17 protein-coding genes and 1 tRNA gene are annotated in these 18,892 nt (G+C 33.3%); 9 read left to right on the top strand and 9 right to left on the bottom strand.

Annotated features, from left to right (window positions below):
* Positions 1-10: 10 nt before the first annotated feature.
* Positions 11-964 carry a PhoH family protein gene (locus FQU21_RS13505; RefSeq protein WP_147678541.1) on the bottom strand — a complete coding sequence of 318 codons (954 nt, stop codon included), beginning with the start codon at positions 962-964 and terminating at the stop codon, positions 11-13.
* Between the two features lie 169 nt (positions 965-1,133).
* Here FQU21_RS13505 and FQU21_RS13500 point away from each other — a divergent pair, with 169 nt between their 5' ends.
* The 4 genes from FQU21_RS13500 (at position 1,134) to dnaN (ending at position 6,060) form a co-directional block, all read left to right on the top strand.
* The gene (locus FQU21_RS13500; RefSeq protein ID WP_147678540.1) at positions 1,134-2,015 is read left to right on the top strand and encodes an SAM hydrolase/SAM-dependent halogenase family protein; all 882 of its coding nucleotides are present in this window, start codon (positions 1,134-1,136) and stop codon (positions 2,013-2,015) included.
* 26 nt (positions 2,016-2,041) lie between these two features.
* Complete coding sequence (locus FQU21_RS13495) at positions 2,042-2,338, top strand: putative quinol monooxygenase (protein ID WP_147678539.1); 297 nt, start codon at positions 2,042-2,044, stop codon at positions 2,336-2,338.
* 46 nt (positions 2,339-2,384) lie between these two features.
* Positions 2,385-4,769, top strand: coding sequence for a gliding motility-associated ABC transporter substrate-binding protein GldG (gene gldG / locus FQU21_RS13490; RefSeq protein WP_147678538.1), 2,385 nt, complete (start codon positions 2,385-2,387; stop codon positions 4,767-4,769).
* A gap of 172 nt (positions 4,770-4,941) precedes the next feature.
* A complete protein-coding gene (gene dnaN, locus FQU21_RS13485; RefSeq protein WP_147678537.1) occupies positions 4,942-6,060 on the top strand; it encodes a DNA polymerase III subunit beta in 1,119 nt (372 codons plus the stop codon).
* A 300-nt stretch (positions 6,061-6,360) separates the two neighbouring features.
* Here the strand turns inward: dnaN and FQU21_RS13480 are convergent, their stop codons facing one another.
* Complete coding sequence (locus tag FQU21_RS13480) at positions 6,361-6,699, bottom strand: DUF4870 domain-containing protein (protein WP_147678536.1); 339 nt, start codon at positions 6,697-6,699, stop codon at positions 6,361-6,363.
* Between the two features lie 169 nt (positions 6,700-6,868).
* On the opposite strand from FQU21_RS13480, the gene FQU21_RS13475 reads away from it, so the two are divergent.
* From FQU21_RS13475 to FQU21_RS13465, 3 genes are all read left to right on the top strand, one after another.
* Positions 6,869-7,633, top strand: a complete 765-nt coding sequence (locus tag FQU21_RS13475) for a DUF3108 domain-containing protein (protein WP_147678535.1) — start codon at positions 6,869-6,871, stop codon at positions 7,631-7,633.
* A gap of 51 nt (positions 7,634-7,684) precedes the next feature.
* Positions 7,685-8,221, top strand: coding sequence for a hypothetical protein (locus tag FQU21_RS13470; protein ID WP_187269385.1), 537 nt, complete (start codon positions 7,685-7,687; stop codon positions 8,219-8,221).
* A 131-nt stretch (positions 8,222-8,352) separates the two neighbouring features.
* Positions 8,353-9,357 (top strand): M28 family metallopeptidase, encoded by a 1,005-nt coding sequence (locus FQU21_RS13465; protein WP_147678534.1) that lies wholly within the window; start codon positions 8,353-8,355, stop codon positions 9,355-9,357.
* Between the two features lie 61 nt (positions 9,358-9,418).
* On the opposite strand, the gene FQU21_RS13460 is transcribed toward FQU21_RS13465, so the two are convergent.
* Positions 9,419-9,494 (bottom strand) — tRNA-His (locus tag FQU21_RS13460).
* Positions 9,495-9,609: 115 nt separating this feature from the next.
* Positions 9,610-10,326 (bottom strand): bacillithiol biosynthesis deacetylase BshB1, encoded by a 717-nt coding sequence (gene bshB1, locus FQU21_RS13455; RefSeq protein WP_147678533.1) that lies wholly within the window; start codon positions 10,324-10,326, stop codon positions 9,610-9,612.
* Between the two features lie 417 nt (positions 10,327-10,743).
* Between bshB1 and pckA the strand changes: the two genes are divergently transcribed.
* Positions 10,744-12,357, top strand: coding sequence for a phosphoenolpyruvate carboxykinase (ATP) (pckA, locus tag FQU21_RS13450; RefSeq protein WP_147678532.1), 1,614 nt, complete (start codon positions 10,744-10,746; stop codon positions 12,355-12,357).
* A gap of 341 nt (positions 12,358-12,698) precedes the next feature.
* On the opposite strand, the gene FQU21_RS13445 is transcribed toward pckA, so the two are convergent.
* The 5 genes from FQU21_RS13445 to FQU21_RS13425 all read right to left on the bottom strand — a co-directional run bounded on the left by FQU21_RS13445 (position 12,699) and on the right by FQU21_RS13425 (position 17,749).
* The gene (locus FQU21_RS13445) at positions 12,699-12,986 is read right to left on the bottom strand and encodes a Sec-independent protein translocase subunit TatA/TatB (RefSeq protein WP_147678531.1); all 288 of its coding nucleotides are present in this window, start codon (positions 12,984-12,986) and stop codon (positions 12,699-12,701) included.
* A 131-nt stretch (positions 12,987-13,117) separates the two neighbouring features.
* A complete protein-coding gene (locus tag FQU21_RS13440; RefSeq protein WP_147678530.1) occupies positions 13,118-15,376 on the bottom strand; it encodes a M1 family metallopeptidase in 2,259 nt (752 codons plus the stop codon).
* A 116-nt stretch (positions 15,377-15,492) separates the two neighbouring features.
* Positions 15,493-15,996 carry a DUF6702 family protein gene (locus tag FQU21_RS13435; protein WP_147678529.1) on the bottom strand — a complete coding sequence of 168 codons (504 nt, stop codon included), beginning with the start codon at positions 15,994-15,996 and terminating at the stop codon, positions 15,493-15,495.
* Between the two features lie 77 nt (positions 15,997-16,073).
* Positions 16,074-16,856, bottom strand: coding sequence for a carboxypeptidase-like regulatory domain-containing protein (locus FQU21_RS13430; protein WP_147678528.1), 783 nt, complete (start codon positions 16,854-16,856; stop codon positions 16,074-16,076).
* An 86-nt stretch (positions 16,857-16,942) separates the two neighbouring features.
* Positions 16,943-17,749, bottom strand: a complete 807-nt coding sequence (locus FQU21_RS13425) for a hypothetical protein (protein WP_147678527.1) — start codon at positions 17,747-17,749, stop codon at positions 16,943-16,945.
* Positions 17,750-17,858: 109 nt separating this feature from the next.
* On the opposite strand from FQU21_RS13425, the gene pepE reads away from it, so the two are divergent.
* The gene (gene pepE / locus FQU21_RS13420; RefSeq protein ID WP_147678526.1) at positions 17,859-18,566 is read left to right on the top strand and encodes a dipeptidase PepE; all 708 of its coding nucleotides are present in this window, start codon (positions 17,859-17,861) and stop codon (positions 18,564-18,566) included.
* Positions 18,567-18,892: the final 326 nt, after the last annotated feature.

Here is an 18,892-nt window from a genome sequence, read left to right as displayed (position 1 = left end):
AATAAAAAAGCTAATCTATATTCTCGATACTTTTATACGCTTCAATTACTTTTTTAACGAGTTTATGGCGCACCACATCTTTATCGTCTAGAAAAATCATGCCTACGCCTTCGACATTTTTCAAAATTAAAAGCGCTTCTTTTAATCCGGAAATGGTACGGCGCGGTAAATCGATTTGCCCAGGATCGCCAGTTAATAAAAACTTGGCATGTTTGCCCATACGGGTTAAAAACATTTTCATTTGGGCGTGCGTGGTATTTTGACCTTCGTCTAAAATCACAAATGCATTATCCAAAGTTCTACCACGCATAAAAGCTAATGGTGCAATTTGGATGGTGCCATTTTCGATGTATTGTGCTAATTTTTCGGCAGGAATCATATCGCGAAGCGCATCATAAAGCGGTTGCATATAGGGATCTAATTTCTCCTTTAAATCACCTGGTAAAAACCCTAAATTCTCTCCGGCTTCTACGGCTGGTCGCGTTAAAATAATACGTTTTACTTGTTTATTTTTAAGCGCTTGAACGGCTAGAGCAACGCCTGTATAGGTTTTCCCTGTTCCGGCTGGCCCGATAGCAAAAACCATGTCGTTTTTATGCATGAGTTCTACCAATTTGCGTTGGTTGGCGGTTTGTGCTTTTATAAGCTTGCCACCAACACCGTGCACAATAACCTCTCCACCTTTGGCAGAAGCTATGTAATCGTCACTACTTTGGCTAGTTAACACGCGTTCTATGACGTTTTCGTCCAATTTGTTGTATTTGGCAAAATGTTTTAAAAGCATGGTAAGTCGTCGATCGAATTCATCGAGCATTTCTTCTTCTCCAAAGGCTTTAATTTGATTGCCGCGTGCTACAATTTTTAATTTAGGAAAGTACTTTTTTAAAAGTTCAATGTTTACATTTTGTGTCCCAAAAAATTCTTTGGGTGTAATTTCTTCTAATTCAATGATGATTTCATTCAAAGGCGTTGTTTTAATTTTAATTAAAATTAGATATTAAAACCTCTCAATTTTCATTTAAAATATAAAAACAAAAACAAAAATTTATGTAGGTTTGTATCTCGTAAGTGTTCATCTCAAAAATACATAATTTTAGATGACAAAACGCTAAAAACATATCAACATTTTTTGCATGGCAATTATCACTTTAACTTCGGATTTTGGTCCAAAAGACCACTTTACTGGCGCAACCAAAGGCGCCATCTATAGTGAGTTGCCCGATGTTAATATTGTTGATATCTCGCATAATGTATCGCCTTTTAATATTCCAGAGGCCGCTTATATTATCCAAAACGCTTATAATAGTTTTCCTAAAGGCACCATTCATATTATTGGTATCGACTCGGAAATTAACGCGGAGAATAAGCATATTGCCGTTAAACTGGATGGACATTATTTTATTTGTGCCAATAATGGTATTATGAGTATGATTTGCTCGGAAATTGTACCCGAGAAAATTGTAGAAATTAATATTCATGATAAAATATTAAGCAGTTTCCCTGTACTGGATGTGTTTGTTAAAGTAGCTTGCCATATTGCTCGCGGTGGTACTTTGGATGTTATTGGAAAAACAATAACTAGTATTAAGCCCATACAAAACATAAAACCTTTTGTAAAAGAGGATCAAACCCAAATTATTGGTAGCGTGATTTATATTGATAATTATGGCAATGTGGTTACCAATATAAAACGAAACTTTTTTGAAAGTATACAAAAGGGACGTGAATTTGAAATATCGGCAAGGAGTTATAAATTTAAAAAAATACATAAAAATTATAGCGACATTGTAAATTTTGATATTCCTATTGAAAAACGACAAGATGAAGGTCGGAAATTAGTCGTGTTTAACTCGGGTGGTTTTTTGGAAATAGCCCTGTTTAAAAGTAACCCCAAAACTAACGGAAGCGCCTCTACACTATTAGGTTTAGGGATTATGGATACGGTGACTGTAAATTTCACCTCCACCCCCATTGATACCACAAAAACGCATATTGCCTTAGACGAGCGCTTTTAATTAAAAAACTACAAAAACAGTAAAATATGTTAGTCCGAATTGTTAAAATGGGTTTTTACAAACAAAATATTGATGTTTTTTTACAAAAATTTCAAAACAACAAAACAGAAATTAGAGCGTTTAATGGCTGTACGTTTTTAGCTTTATACCAAGCCACAGACAATCCAACAGTATTTTTCACCTATAGCTATTGGGAAAGTGATAGCCAATTGCAAGCCTATCGCCAATCGAAAGCATTTAGAACGCTTTGGAAACAATTAAAACCACTGTTTAGTATAAGACCAGAAGCTTGGAGCGTTAACAAATTAGAGACTTTGGATTGATCGTGAAAATAAATTATTTTAAATTATTACTATAGCAATAAAACACATGCTTTCCATACTTAAAAAAGAAATAAACGCATTTTTCGCATCGCCTATAGGGTATTTAGTAATTGCTATTTTTTTATTACTAAACGGACTATTTTTATGGGTTTTTAAAGGCGATTTTAATATTTTAGATTATGGCTTTGCCGATTTATCGTCTTTCTTTTTACTGGCGCCTTGGATTTTAATTTTCCTAATTCCTGCGGTTACTATGCGCAGTTTTTCCGATGAAAAAAAACAAGGCACTTTAGAACTTTTACTCACAAAACCCATTTCGCACACGCAGATTGTATTGGGGAAATATTTTGGAGCTCTTATTTTAATTTTAATAGCACTAGCTCCAACACTACTTTATGTTTACACTGTAAATCAATTAGAAAACCCGGAAGGAAATTTAGATTTTGGGAGTACAGTTGGCTCCTATTTTGGGTTGCTTTTTTTAGTAGCTGCCTACACCGCCATTGGTGTATTTACTTCTATTTTTACCGATAACCAAATTGTAGCTTTTATAAGTTCCGTTTTTATATGTTTCTTATTCTATATTGGTTTTGAAGGCCTAGCCGATATTACTTCTAGCTTTTTTATTGATCAATTAGGCATGAGTTCCCATTATAAAAGTATGAGTCTTGGTGTGATTGATACACGCGATATTTTATACTTTTTAAGTGTTACTATTTTTTTCATATTTATAACCATTAAAGGCATTAAAAACGAAAAACTACACAAAACATCATGGCTACAAATGGCGGGAGTTTTTGCTGGTTTATTTATTTTGAATATCGCCCTAAACAACACCCATAAACGTTTTGATCTTACTAAAGATTCACGCTATACTTTAAGCACCGCAAGTTTAGATATTATAAAACATGTTGAAACACCTCTAATTATAGATATCTTTTTGGATGGCGAAAATTTCCCTTCGGAATTTAGACGTCTGCAAACCGAAACCAAGCAATTGCTAGAAGAGTTTGCTTCGGAAAACGGGAATATTATTTTTAATTTTTTCAATCCGTTGGAAGATGAAGCCCATCGCGATGTGATTATAAAACAACTTACACAACGCGGTTTAACTCCCATGCAAATGCGTGTTCAAGAAAACGGATCGTCCACTCAAGCTATTATTTTTCCGTGGGCTTTGGCGAGTTACAACAACCAAACCGTAACAATTCCGCTAATTAAAAACAAAATAGGCAGCAATCAACAAGAACTAGTAACCAACTCGGTTCAGCATTTAGAATACGCTTTTGCCGATGCTTTTAGCAAACTAACTAAACCAAAACGCAAAAAAATAGCGATTTTAAAAGGGAACCAACAATTGGAAGATAAATACATTGCCGATTTTGTAAAAAAATTAGGCGAGTATTATTTAATAGCACCTTTTACTTTAGATAGCGTTGCCAAACACCCACAAAACACATTAAAAGCATTAAACGCTTTCGATTTAATAATTTCGGCTAAACCCACCGAAGCTTTTACCGAAAAAGAAAAGTTAGTTTTAGATCAATATACGATGAATGGTGGAAAAAGTCTTTGGCTTATAGATGCCGTTGCTATGGAAAAGGATAGTTTATACAATGCCTCGGGAACAAATTATGCCGTACCCCGAGATTTAAACTTAACCGATTTTTTCTTTAAATATGGCGCACGTATTAATCCACTCATAGTAGCTTCGCTATATTCTGCCCCCATTACTTTGGCTATGGGAGAAGGTAGCCAGGCACAATTTCAAAATTTACGTTGGCCGTATTCACCTTTCGGGAATTCGAACAGTAATCATCCTATTGTAAATAATTTAGACTTGGTGAAATTTGATTTTGCCAACCCAATAGACACGCTTAAAAATGGACTTAAAAAAACCATTCTTTTAGAAACAGCACCGCTAACCCGACTGGAAGGTACGCCACGAAAAATTAGTTTAGACTTAGTTACCAAAGAACAAAATCCTGCCGATTTTAACAAAGGCAAACAAAATGTAGCGGTTTTATTGGAAGGTGAATTTCCTTCGGTTTATAGTAACCGAATTAAACCTTTTAAACTTGATAACGACATGGACAAAAGCCTGGCTACTAAAATGGTCATTATTGCCGATGGCGACGTTATTAAAAACGATGTGGTTAAAAATATACCTCAAGAGTTAGGTTTTGATAGGTGGACTGGTAAAAACTACGGCAACAAAGAATTTTTACTGAATACGGTAAATTATCTACTGGACGATAATGGACTTATAAACATTAGATCGAAAGAAATTGCCGTTGCCTTTTTAAATCAGCAAAAAATTGCCGCCGAAAAAACCAAATGGCAACTTATAAACACCTTGTTACCACTAGCATTACTAGTGATATTTAGTTTTATCTTTAATTACTTCAGAAACAAAAAATACGCTTCTTAAATGTTAATAAGTTTGTTTCTTAATATAAGACATATAGAATATATTTGTAAATAGCATATTTACAAATTAAATAAAGTTAATAAATGAACCTTTTATTACTAAACCTGCAAGTTCCTGTTTAGAATGATATAATAAATGTGGCATTTAACCTCTAAAAAATATACTTCAACTCATGAAATTTATAGTATCAAGTACTTATTTATTAAAACAATTACAGGTTTTAGGTGGTGTTATTAACAGTTCGAACACCTTACCTATTTTAGATAATTTTTTATTTGAATTAGACCATAATAAACTGACGGTTTCGGCTAGTGATTTAGAAACCACAATGGCTTCTACCTTAGATGTTGAAAGTGATAGCGAAGGTAGTGTTGCTATTCCTGCGCGTTTGTTATTAGATACTTTAAAAACTTTCCCAGAGCAACCTCTAACATTTGTTGTTGAAGATAATAATACCATTGAAATTAGCTCGAACCACGGTAAATATGCTTTAGCTTATGCTGATGGTAATGAGTTTCCAAAAGCAGTCGCTTTAGAAGACCCAAGTAAAACCATTATTCTTGGTGATGTTTTAGCAACAGCGATTAGCAAAACTATTTTTGCTGCTGGAAATGATGATTTACGTCCGGTGATGAGCGGTGTGTTTTTTCAGTTTTCTACCGAAGGCTTAACTTTTGTTGCAACCGACGCACACAAATTGGTAAAATATACTCGTGCTGATATACAAGCTAACCAAGTAGCAGAATTTATTATGCCTAAAAAACCTTTAAATTTATTAAAAGGCATTTTAGCGGGTAGTGAAGATGAAGTGACTATTGAATACAACGACAGTAATGCGAAGTTTACTTTTGAGAATTCGGAATTAATTTGTCGTTTAATTGATGGGAAATACCCGAATTATGAAGCGGTAATCCCAAAGGAAAACCCAAATAAATTAGCGATTGATAGAACTCAATTTTTAAATTCTGTGCGTCGTGTTAGTATTTTCTCTAACAAAACCACGCATCAAATTCGTTTAAAAATTGCGGGGGCGGAATTAAATATTTCTGCTGAAGATGTTGATTACAGCAACAAAGCCGAAGAACGTTTAACTTGTGCTTACCAAGGTGATGATATGCAAATTGGTTTTAACTCTCGTTTTTTAACCGAAATGTTAAACAATTTAGGTTCTGATGAAGTGCAACTAGAAATGAGCATGCCTAACCGCGCTGGTATTTTAACCCCTGTTGATGGTTTGGATGAGGGCGAACGTATTACCATGCTAGTCATGCCTGTAATGTTAAACGGCTAAAATAAAAATATAATAATACCATTCTAAATTGATAAAAAAGGTTATCCGGTTATATTCGGATAGCCTTTTTTTGATTTATACGATTTGCTAGCGGTTAAAAAACAAATGTCTTTTTTTAGAAAACCCCATAGCCACACGCCCGCGTTAAGGATTGCAGTGGAAAGCCCACAGCACCCCTGATGTAATCGGGGTGCGAGGACTTGCAACGGAAAGCCTGACCCGGAGGGTAACGCCCAAAACAAAAAAAACGTTCACTTAAATAGCAAACGTTTTATAATCTCTAATTAATAACTAATAAAATTAAGAGATAATATGAAGTGTGAATGGATATGCAGGTGTTTCGCCACGGCTTACTTTTAGTGCATTTACTATGGGTAAAATAATAGACAGAATTCCTAAAACTAGAAACCCGAGTAGCCCTAAACCAAACAATAATATTAGCGGGACGCAAATGACAAACCAAATAATTAAACTGAGTTGAAAGTTGATGATGCTTTTTCCGTGTGCGTCCATTTGATCTACTTTATCTTTATTTACTAGCCATAAAATTAACGGGAGTAGTAAACTTCCGAAGCCTGTTACCAAACAAATTAATTGACTTAAATGTGTGAGGATAAGGAGTTGCTTATCTTTTTTCATGATTATTTTATTTTGTTGATTGATATTTATATGACGGTGGTTTCTTTAATTTGTTACAGTCCGATACACTAATAATTTATAAATTAAATGTGCTATAATATTTTGCTTGTTGTATTTTTGGCACAATAAATGATTTATGCCACGTTATAACATTAAAACAAAATTACGTATGATGCGTTTAACCTTATTTATAGCTTTATTTTTTACAATAGCCACACAGGCACAGAATAATGCGATTGCTCCTAATGAAAAGTTAGTTTATACGGCATCGTACAACATGTCGGGTATTTTAACCGATATTGCGCAGGTTACCATGGAAACCTCTAGTGTAAAAACCTCTAAAGCGACTTTAATGCGCTTAAAAACCACTGCTGTTACTTACAGCAAATGGGACAACTTTTTTAAAATTAGAGATTTGTATGAAAGTTATGTAAATCCAAAAACTTTAACACCTTATTTATATAAACGAGATATTAACGAGGGTGGCTATTACAAAGCCATGAAATACACGTTTAGCCACAAATCTAATACGGTTAAAACGGTACAAACTAAAAAGAATAATTGGGTAGAAAACAAAACGGTTTCTATTAATAGTGGTACAAAAGATATTGTTTCGGCGCTATATTACATTCGTTTGTTTGATTATGCTAGCATGAGCACAGGAAGCAGCAAAAGCTTAAACATTATTTTTGATAGAAAAGAATTTAACGGTAAGATTACTTATTTAGGTAAAGAAACCATTTCTACTGCTATTGGTAGTAAAGTTTGCTACAAACTATCTATTGGTGCAGGGAGTGCCAGTGGTTTAGAGGGATCGAGTAACTTTTTATGGTTAACCGCCGATGAAAATAAAATTCCGGTTTATGGTAAATTTAAAATACCGGTTGGAAATGGCGAATTGAAAATTAAATCGGCTACAGGTTTAAAAAACTAACGGCTTTTTTTTACTTATTTTTAATTACCAAATACAAAAAACATATAACCCATGAAAAAGATATTCACCATACTAGCGGTAATAGCATCGGTTTTTGCTATTATCTTTTCGGTATTACCTATTTCTAACTTAGCTATTTTTCCTGCGGCGGCAGCGCTTATTTTTGGAGGCGTGGCTTTTTATCTCTCTAAAAAGACTGGTGAAGTAAAAAAAATAATTCAGTTTTCGTTTCTATTAACCATTGCGGCTTTAGCTATTGTAACTTACAAATCTGTTTTTACAGAAACTGAAGTTGCTAGCACAGAAATTATTGAAGCTAAAGAAGTGGAGTCTGAAGCAGAAGCCATAGATGAATTAGAAAGCTTAGAAATAGAAGATTTAGAAATTGATGATACAGACTTAGAATTTGATGATGCTGAATTAGAAATTGATGACTCCGAATTAGATATTCAAACAGAGCACTTAGAGGAGAATGATCCTAAATTAAATATCAAAACTGAAAAGTTAGAAATTAACGAAAAAGACTTAGAGATTCTTGAAGATGATATGGAAATCAACGAATCGGACCTAGAAGATATTGAGTTTTAAGAATATATTTAAAGCATAATATTGCTCTTTATAATAAAGAAATTTTAGATGCACAGCCCAAGTTAAATTATTTAGCTTGGGCTGTGTCGATTTTTAATTTTATAATATCTTAGCAGATAAAATCAATTTTTATGAAAAAATTACTTCCACTATGTTTAGTGATGTTCTTACTAATGAACTGTAGTAGCGCTCAAAGCGAAGCAAAAACTATGGCTAATGCCAAAACTTTTGCTAAAACAATAACGGCATCAGAATTAAAGGATATGCTTTACACTTATGCCTCGGATGCGTATGAAGGGCGCCGAACAGGTGAACCTGGCCAAAAGAAAGCTATAGAGTTTATAAAGCAGGGATATGCAGCGAATGGTATTCCCTCTCCTATTGCTGATGGCGATTATTTTCAAGAGATTCCAGCATCCTTTTTTAAAGATGGTATAAAACCTTCTGAAAATGTTTTAGCCTATATTAAAGGGACTGAAAAACCAGATGAAATTATCATTGTTTCGGCTCATTTAGATCATATTGGTATATCCAAAAATGGTGAGATTAATAATGGTGCTGATGACGATGGCTCGGGAACAGTTGCAGTAATGGAAATTGCTGAAGCTTTTAAAAAAGCTGCCGATAAGGGTTTTGGTCCAAAACGTTCTATTTTATTTTTACATGTTACTGGTGAAGAACTTGGTCTGTACGGTTCTCGGTATTATGCCGATGTAGATCCTATTTTCCCTTTAGCGAACACAGTAGCTGATTTAAATATAGATATGATTGGTCGCGTAGATCCGAAACATGAAGATAACCCAAACTACCTTTATTTAATTGGTGCAGATAAACTAAGTCAAGAATTACACGATATCTCGGAAGCTGTAAATAAAGAATATACCAAAATAGAATTCGATTATACTTATAATGACGAAAACGACCCGAACCGTTTCTATTACAGATCGGATCATTACAACTTTGCTAAAAATAATATTCCTGTAATATTCTATTTTAATGGTACACATGCCGATTACCATAAACCAAGTGACACACCTGATAAAATTAGATACGATTTATTAGAAACTCGTGCTCGATTAGTATTCTATACAGCATGGAATATAGCAAATCGTGCAGAACGAATTAAACTTAACTAAAATTAGATTCACTTAAATCCACAAAAAAAGCCTTTCAAGAAATTGAAAGGCTTTTATTTTTGGGTGGAAGACCGGATTCGAACCGGCGACCCTTGGTACCACAAACCAATGCTCTAACCAGCTGAGCTACAACCACCATGTAACTTGCATTTTGTAATGCGTGTGCAAATGTATATTATTTAAACGTTATCTACAAAGACTTTTTAAACAAATTATTTAAAAATTTAAAAATAATTTACAGCAACGCTGTAACTACTTTAAATCGAACAAACTACCAACAGCTGGTAAACGCTCTACATTAAAACCTTCTGCATAAGGCACACCAACCAACCGACCTAAGTCTTGTGCGCGGTAAACTACGCTATCTGTAAAATTTTTACTAGAAATAGGTGTTACAGGAGCTTTACTATCTGGGTCGTAAAACTGTGTTTTATAAGCTAATACAGCCTCCTGCTTTTTTTCTATAACACTAGAGATATCTACAACAAAATCTGGTTCTAAGCTTTTCCATTGTATATAATGGTACACTTGCTTTGGCCTCCATGCAGTTTGCTGAGCTCCATTATCTACAGTTTCAATTTTAATAAGACCACTTAAAAAACAGGCATCACTAACTAATTTACTTCCTTTACCATGATCAATATGTCTATCATCAAAAGCGTTACATAAAACAATTTCCGGCTTATACTTACGTATCATTTTTATAACCTCCAATTGATGCTCTTTATTATTAACAAAAAAGCCGTCGGCAAAGCCTAAGTTTTCACGAATAGAAATACCCAATATTTTCGCTGCATTACTTGCTTCCTCAAATCGAGTTATAGCGGTTCCTCGGGTTCCTAATTCTCCTTGGGTTAAATCTATAATACCCACTTTTTTACCATTTTCAATTTCTTTCGCTATTGTACCTCCACAACCCAACTCTACATCGTCTGGATGCGCCCCAAAGGCTAGAATGTCTAATTTCATTTCAACTTCGTTTTAATTTTTATATCACTTTTCAACATACATAATCACAATAACTTACGAAAAATTAGAAATATCATAAAACTTACAATTGCGCAAACGTATTCGTAATTATTTTTTATACATAATATGTCGCAAATATAATAATAATGAAAAAATTGAGGCTAAATCTAAAGTATGACTTTCGTCATAATTACTTATCTAGTTCTACTGTAATTTTACCATATAATTATTAAAGCACATATAAAGTGCCAAACTAACAAACAATTATAAATATATGATCTACTTTATTCTTTTAATTTTATCAACAACCTTAAGTAGATTTAATAACATTAATTTTTACGCCAATAATATGGCTATTATAAAATAATAAGCAATTTTAAAAATTTAAAAATTAGTAAAATAAAAACAACAGAAGACATGAAAACAAATCCTGATTTAAAACAGTACGGTATTGAAAACGCAAAAGTAAACTGGAATTTATCTCCAGAAGAACTTCAAAAAATAACAGTAGAAGCAGGTCAAGGTAAAGAAACTGCCAATGGAACTTTAGTCATTAACACAGGTAAATTTACCGGACGTTCTCCACAAGATCGCTTTATTGTAAAAGATGATTATACTGCAGAACGCGTTTGGTGGGGAAAAACCAATAAAGCGGTATCACCAGAAAATTTTGATAAATTAGAAAAAGAAATTACAAAATACCTTTCTGGAAAAGAAATATATGCAAGAGATGGTTATGTATGTGCAGAACCAGAATTTAGAACAAATATTAGAACAATTACAGAATACTCATGGTCTAGTATGTTTGTTTTCAATATGTTTTTACGCCCAAGTGCAAGCGAACTAGAAAACTTTACTGAAGATTGGTTAGTACTTTGCGCTCCGGGTTATGAATGTCCAGATCCTAAAGCTTATGGTATTCGTCAAGGAAACTTCTCTATTTTAAACTTTACAAAAAAGATTGCTTTAGTAGGAGGTTCTGGCTATACAGGAGAAATTAAAAAAGGTATTTTCTCTGCTATGAACATGGTTTTACCAGTAGAAAAAAATGTTTTACCAATGCACTGCTCTGCTAACGTAGGTAAAAAAGGTGACACGGCTATTTTCTTCGGATTATCTGGAACAGGAAAAACAACTCTTTCAGCCGATCCAGAAAGAAAACTAATTGGAGATGATGAACACGGATGGACAGCAGATAATACCATTTTTAACTTTGAAGGTGGATGCTATGCAAAAGTTATCGATTTATCTGAAGAAAAAGAACCAGACATCTTTAGAGCTGTTAAACCAGGTGCTTTACTTGAAAACATCTTAATAAAAGAAGATGGAGAGCCAGATTATTTAGATAGTAGTATTACTCAAAATACACGTGTAAGCTACCCTATTTATCATATTGATAATATCCAAGAAACACTTTACGCAAACAACCCTAAAAATATCTTCTTTTTAACTTGTGATGCTTTTGGTGTATTACCTCCAGTATCAAAATTAACTCCTGGTCAAGCGGCTTACCACTTTATCTCTGGTTATACTGCTAAAGTTGCGGGAACAGAAGCTGGAATTACAGAACCTGTACCATCTTTCTCTGCTTGTTTTGGTGAACCTTTTATGCCATTACACCCAACAGTTTACGGAGAAATGTTAAGTAAAAAAATGACAGAAGCTGGTGTTAACGTTTGGTTAATAAATACAGGATGGAGTGCTGGACCTTACGGTGTAGGATCTCGTATTAAATTAAAATATACAAGAGCGATGATTACGGCCATTCTAAACGGTGAGTTAGAAGGTGTAGATTACGATCAAAACTTTATTTTTGGATTACACATGCCTAAATACTGTCCTGGTGTACCAACTGAAATTTTAGATCCAATGAATACTTGGTTGAAAAAAGGTGATTATGTTGGAAAAGCTATTCAATTAGCGCACTCATTCCACTTAAACTTTGAAAAATTCTCAGCACAAGCTTCAGAACAAATTATAGAAGGTGGACCACTAATTGATGAACACCACCACTTACACGAAAGTTTTTAAATAAGAATTTTTAATAGCAATTAAAGGAGCTCGTAATAGGGCTCCTTTTTTTTTTAAGACTATTACAATTCACCTTTAGCATAATATCTTTTACCATTTGAAATTATAATTGGTATAATAAAACCATAAAACGTTTATCAATTTAATAAGTACATTATGGCTTTATTACATGCTCAATTGTATAATAGAACCTAAAAAAACAAATAAAATACTAGGTATTACATATTCCCATATACATCATTTTGAGTAGAAATTATTGTATGGATATGTATTCTAAAGAAAAAAGCTAACTATGATAGTTAAATCATGAAATAAGGCAGTGTCTCATAAACTGTACAAGCTTATAATTTTCGCTTAACCGAACCAGCGAAGTCTTCAATATCATCCTTCACTTGATCTAGTTCTTTTTTTATATCACTAGTAATACTAGTATCAATGCCACTATTTTCGGCAGTTTTTGTTATTTCTTGCTTTATATCATTGGTCGCATCTTTTAAGGTGCGCATACCTTTTCCTAAACCTCTGGCTATTTCGGGTATTTTATCGGCACCAAAAACCATCACGACTATAAATAGTATGAAACCTATTTCTGCGCCACTTATAAATAAGAATGTTGCTTGTTGTATCACAGCACAAATATAGTAACTTGTTTTATTAGATTAAAGATTTTTTAATTTGTTTAACTCAAAACAGCAAATTAAATTTAAAAAAAAGCCAACTTTAACAAGTTGGCTATAGTAAAATTTTGAATTGCTATTAATCAGTCTTTTACTTTTTCTTTAAATTTATTAAAAGGAGTGTCATTTTCTTTTTTAGGCCAAGTATTATTAGTTGTATCAACATCGGCAGTTTCTAAATCTGGATCGACCACAAAATGGGCTATTGCTTTTTCTGTTTTAAAGACTTTTGATACTTCATTTTCATTGTATCTCCAAATTTCGGCAGGATATGTTTTTCTTTCTTTCGAGCCATCTTCATAATTAATTTCTAAAATAATTGGCATTACTAATCCGCCTGGTTTTTCAAAAGTTACTTCATAAAAATATTTTGGAGCTTCTTTTAACTTCGCTTTTTCTTCAGGAGACAAAGAACTTAGGTATGAATTAAGTTCTGGAAAATCTGAAACATTCTTAGCATCTTGAGGCACAACACCATTTTCAGCTTGAGCATAATAAATTAATTTGCCCTCATAATCATCTAGATTAATTCTATAACGCTTAGCATCTTCTATAGCTTTTTCGGTTGGTTTATCTGTTAAATAAAACTGCTTAACACCTTTAATGCCAATATCGGTATAATCTGTAGTATAAAACCAACCTCTCCAAAACCAATCTAAATCCATTGCAGAAGCATCTTCCATTGATCTAAAAAAGTCCGCTGGTGTAGGGTGTTTAAACATCCAACGTTGAGAATAGGTTCTAAATGCATAATCGAACAATTCTGGTCCCATAATAGTTTGGCGCAACATATATAGTGCGGCGGCTGGTTTGGTGTAAGCATTTGGTCCAAATTGATGCACATAATCCCCTTGCGACATAATTGGAGAAATATTACTTTGATCGCCTCCCATATATGGCACAATATCTTTTGGTAAGTTTCCTGTAATAAAATTTGGATCGTAATCTAGTTCTGCCAATGTTTCAACAAACGAGTTTAAACCTTCGTCCATCCATGTCCATTGGCGCTCATCACTATTTACAATCATAGGGAAAAAGTTATGACCAACTTCATGTGTAATTACACCTATCATGCCTCGTTTTAATCTTTCAGAATAAGTTCCATCAGGCTTTGGACGTCCATAATTAAAACAAATCATTGGGTATTCCATACCCATTTCTGCATGAACAGAAACGGCTTTATTATAAGGATAATCGAAAGTTAATTTGGAATATTCTTCTAGTGTATTGGCAACAACTCGCGTTGAATGTTCTTCCCATAATGGATTTCCTTCTTTAGAATATAAAGAAATAGCCATTACCGAACGACCATTAATATCTACAGCCATGGCGTCCCAAAGAAATTTTCTAGACGTTGCAAAGGCAAAATCTCTAACATTATCCGCTTTAAAATGCCATGTTTTTAATTTATTACTACGTTGTTTTTCTGCGGCTTCGGCTTCTTCTTGCGTGACAATAAACACAGGATCTTTAAACGATTTTTTCGCTTGCTCGAAACGTTTAATTTGTTCTTTAGTTAAAACCTCCTTGGGGTTTTGCAAATCACCAGTTGCTTCCATTTTATGATCTGCAGGTACGGTTAACTTCACATCAAAATTTCCAAACTCTAAAGCAAATTCACTTCTGCCCCAAAATTGCATATTCTGCCAGCCTTCAACATTATTATAAACACATAATCTTGGATAAAATTGAGCAATAACATAAGTATTATTACCATCAGGGAAAGCTTCGTAACCAGAGCGACCACCTTGAGTTACATGGTTATTTATATTGTACCACCATTTTATTTGAAATTTAAATTCCTCGCCAGGAGCTAATGGTTTTGGTAAATTAATCCGCATCATGGTTTGATTAATCATATACGACAAATCGGAGCCATTATTATTTTTTACATAATCTATATTAAAACCTCCTTCGAAGTTTTTTTCAAGGTGATCTTTAGTAAATTTTTTAACCCCATTAAACGGCGTTTCAAAATTTTCTGTTTTTATATCTGGTGTTTTAGAATCTTGAGCACGCATGTTTTGATCCAATTGCACCCATAAATACGGTAAATAATCTTTAGAATTATTATGGTAAGTAATTTTTTCTTCACCAAAAATTTGACTTGTATTTTCGTCTAAACGAATATCCATAACATAATCAACCTGTTGTTGGGTGTACTTATATCCTGGAGCTCCAGAAGCAGTTCTTGTTTCGTTTGGAGTAGCTAACAAATCTTTCATTTGCCTAAACTTATTTTGATCGGTATGACCTTGTTGTTTAGCTGGGGTAGATTGTTGTGCAAAAAGACTTGAAGAAATAGAAATAACAAACAGGAAGCAATAGTTTAAGATTCTCATTTTAGCTGTAAATAGATTTAACAAATTTCAAGTTTTTAGTTTTCGTTTCAAAAAATCAACTTATTAAAACTAAAAACGCTCGAAAATAATAAATCTAGAAGTCAATTAACCTAAAATTAATTAAAATTTAACAACGCAGAGGTATTATCTATTGTTAGTATCATGCTTTTCTGCTTGGCATTTATTTTAGTTTTTATAATATTTTGCTGCGTTGGACAAACTTCAAAAAGCATGGTATTAGATACTTTAAACGAATTAATGGTTTTAACTTCAGGTATTTCAACATAAAAACGCATGATATCCCCATCATATTCTTTACCTATAAATTGAAAGATCCTTGGTTGTTTATTAACAGAAATTAGAAGGTTATCGTTAATATACTGCTCTAGATATCTGTTTATTGAGTTTGTTTCGTTATCCTCATCCAAGGTTATATCTTCATCATAATTAAAGCGAAGTGCCTTCTCTAAATCGTCAATAAAAACTCTAGAAATAATTTGAACGGATTGTTGTTTTTTTACGTATTCCACCTGAGTTACACCTATGTAATACTTATGAAAACTAGAGAATGACAAAAAACTAAATACTGCGAGAAGTAAAACTATTTTATACTGGTTCATTAATTCTTTTTTTTGCTAAAGTAATTATTTCAAAGCTTCAAAAAGCATTCCAAAAACAAAAGATGTTACTTTACCCATTAATTATCACTCGTATATTCTTTATACTTCATCCTTAAAAACATAAGTACTTTAAAATCGTCCTGATTTTTACAACGTTTCAAGAAGTTAACATCATCAGAACAAAAATAGAAAAAATCCATTCTATAGTCTTCATCCAAAGGGTTCGATGCAAAGAAATCTTTACTCAATCGGCTTTTTATACGTTCCATGAGTGCTGTTTTTTCTTCAATCTTAACCCGGTTTTTTAGCTTTTTTGTTCTACCCGTAATTGCATTAATTATAGGCGTAAAACCAACCGATGCCCCCAATCCAAAACCAGAACTTCCTAAACTAGGTTTAAAATCCGAAGCTTCACTTAATCGTCTTTCACTTTGAGTTGCAATCTTTCCTGTGTACCCAGGAATACCAACGTCGTAAAAATTAATAGGCCCATCTCCTTTCATATTATTAATATCTGTAAGCAAATTTCCGGTTAATATGCTACCAACAACAACTTCATCCAACGTATTAATATGCTCGTCCAATTTTACTAAAACAGCCCGATTATTTAACATCTGGTGGGTAACAACAATATCTTTTAGTTTGTATTGAATTGAGGAAAACATTAAAGTATCATTTAATTTTACGGGAATTTTAAACTCTCCATTTTTGTCGGTTATAGTAAATGATTGTGCAGAAGTATTCATAACATGAATATTTTCAAGGTCACTAATACCAGTAACCTTCCCAAGTATTTCAATAGATTGACTATAGATACTAAGGGTAGTAAAAAAAAAGATATAAAGTAATTTTTGCTTCAAACTTTGCCTTTTAGAACTACGAATTACGTTTATAGTTTCTTAAAAAAAGCCCAAAACCCATGTAATATTTTGTTAAACCTACAGTTTTATTCCTGAAGTTTCCCTTTCAAAAACGCCATACTCTTGGCATTAAGCAATTCTAAAAAAGCCATTTCCTTCCCGGCATTAAGCAAGCTGAAATCAAAATTATCACCTTGTACAAACTGAATAAACTCTTCAACACGATGCTCCGGAATATTAAAATTATCAACCAAAAACTCAGAACCAAAATAATATTTAACAGCCTCGATAGGCACCTCTGGAATTCCTTTTTCTTTTTTATTCTTTACCTTAGACCTAAATAACGGCAATAACAACTGGTCTACAACATTTATTACATTAAGTCCATTAACCATTGGTAAGTACGCCCCATTTATAGCCGTATTAACCGTTTTAGTACTGTAGTCATTAGCAAACTCAAATTCATCTTTGTGTTTTATTCCATAATAAAGCGCATCCAATTTAGGCGAAAACGGTTTTGCCTCTTCCATATCTGCGGCCAAATCTCCAGTTAATTTTTGTGGTAACAAAATAATTTCATCCAACTTATTAATCTCCATTATTAAAAAAATCTTCATTTTTTTGGATCCCATAATATCCTCATTAACGGTAAACTTAATATTCTGAAACTGCAAAGCACTCACCTCTATAACATCATTAAGCCTAACTGCTAAAGTAAATTCACCATTATCGTTGGTAATTGTCCCCGCATTTGCCGAAGCATTAAAAACGGTAATTCCTCCAAGCTCACTACTTTCAACAATAATTTTTCCATCAACATTATAACGTTGAAAATCTTGCGAAAAAGCTAAAGAGCTTATTAAACAAACCAGAAAAAATAAATTATTTTTCATATCTCTTTTTTACTAAAAGTACATTATAAACAATAATAATTCAAGTAAAACATAAAATATTACGTTCAAAACATAAAATTATTTAGCTTTACTTTCTAAATCATACTTCATGCAACAAATAACTATTGCCAGCACATCAACGGTACACGGATCCGGATATTTAGAATACATATTAGATTATTTAAACGAATTTTTCAAAAACGCCGAAACAATACTTTTTATTCCATACGCACGGCCAGGAGGTATAAGTCACGATACTTATACAAAAACTGTTGAAAAAGCATTCTTAAAAATTAACAAAACAGTAACCGGTATTCATACACACCAAAACCCTGTTGAAGCCATAAAACAAGCAGAAGCCATTTTTGTTGGCGGTGGAAACACCTTTGTACTCACCAATCAGTTATACAAAAACAACCTCATAAAACCGTTGCAAACCGCTATAAAAACAGGCACACCATATTTAGGCACGAGTGCAGGCAGTAATATTTGCGGACTTACCATAAAAAACACCAACGATATGCCTATAATCTACCCCCCAAGTTTTAACGCTTTAGCCTTGGTTCCATTTAACATAAACCCTCACTATTTAGACCCTGAACCAAATAGTACACACATGGGAGAAACTAGAGAAACACGTATAAAAGAATTCCATAATTTTAATACCAATCCAGTCATCGGCCTACGCGAAGGCAGTTGGCTAGCAGTATCCAGAAACTCCATCACTCTAAAAGGAAACTTAACAGCCCGTATTTTTGAGTATAACAAAACACCTTACGAAGTGGCTCCAGAAACTGAATTAAACCATCTAAAATAACATAAATTTGAAATTATTATTTCGGGCGGGTTTTTAAGAAAAATAAAAACCGCGCTATCCGTTATATCTTTTTACGAGTGTATTTACAACTGGCCAATAAATAATCGTGCTTAACCAAAGTCTCTAAACCATTAATACCATAAAGTCATTCGTAAAAAGGATGCCACTACTATCGCTCCCGCAACCACCAGCCAAGGAAATAATAAAATCTTAGACCACTTCTGTCCTGTTGTAGCAATAGTTACCACCTTCATTCTAAAAAGGCAACAAACAACCTCCTAAAATGGTAATAACACATAACACTTTCCCTTTCCATAAAAATTAAA

The organism is Algibacter pacificus (genome assembly GCF_008033385.1).
In the GTDB taxonomy this organism is placed as follows: domain Bacteria; phylum Bacteroidota; class Bacteroidia; order Flavobacteriales; family Flavobacteriaceae; genus Algibacter; species Algibacter pacificus.
Note: the sequence above shows the minus strand (reverse complement) of the source record. Positions and strands in the feature narration are given on the sequence as shown.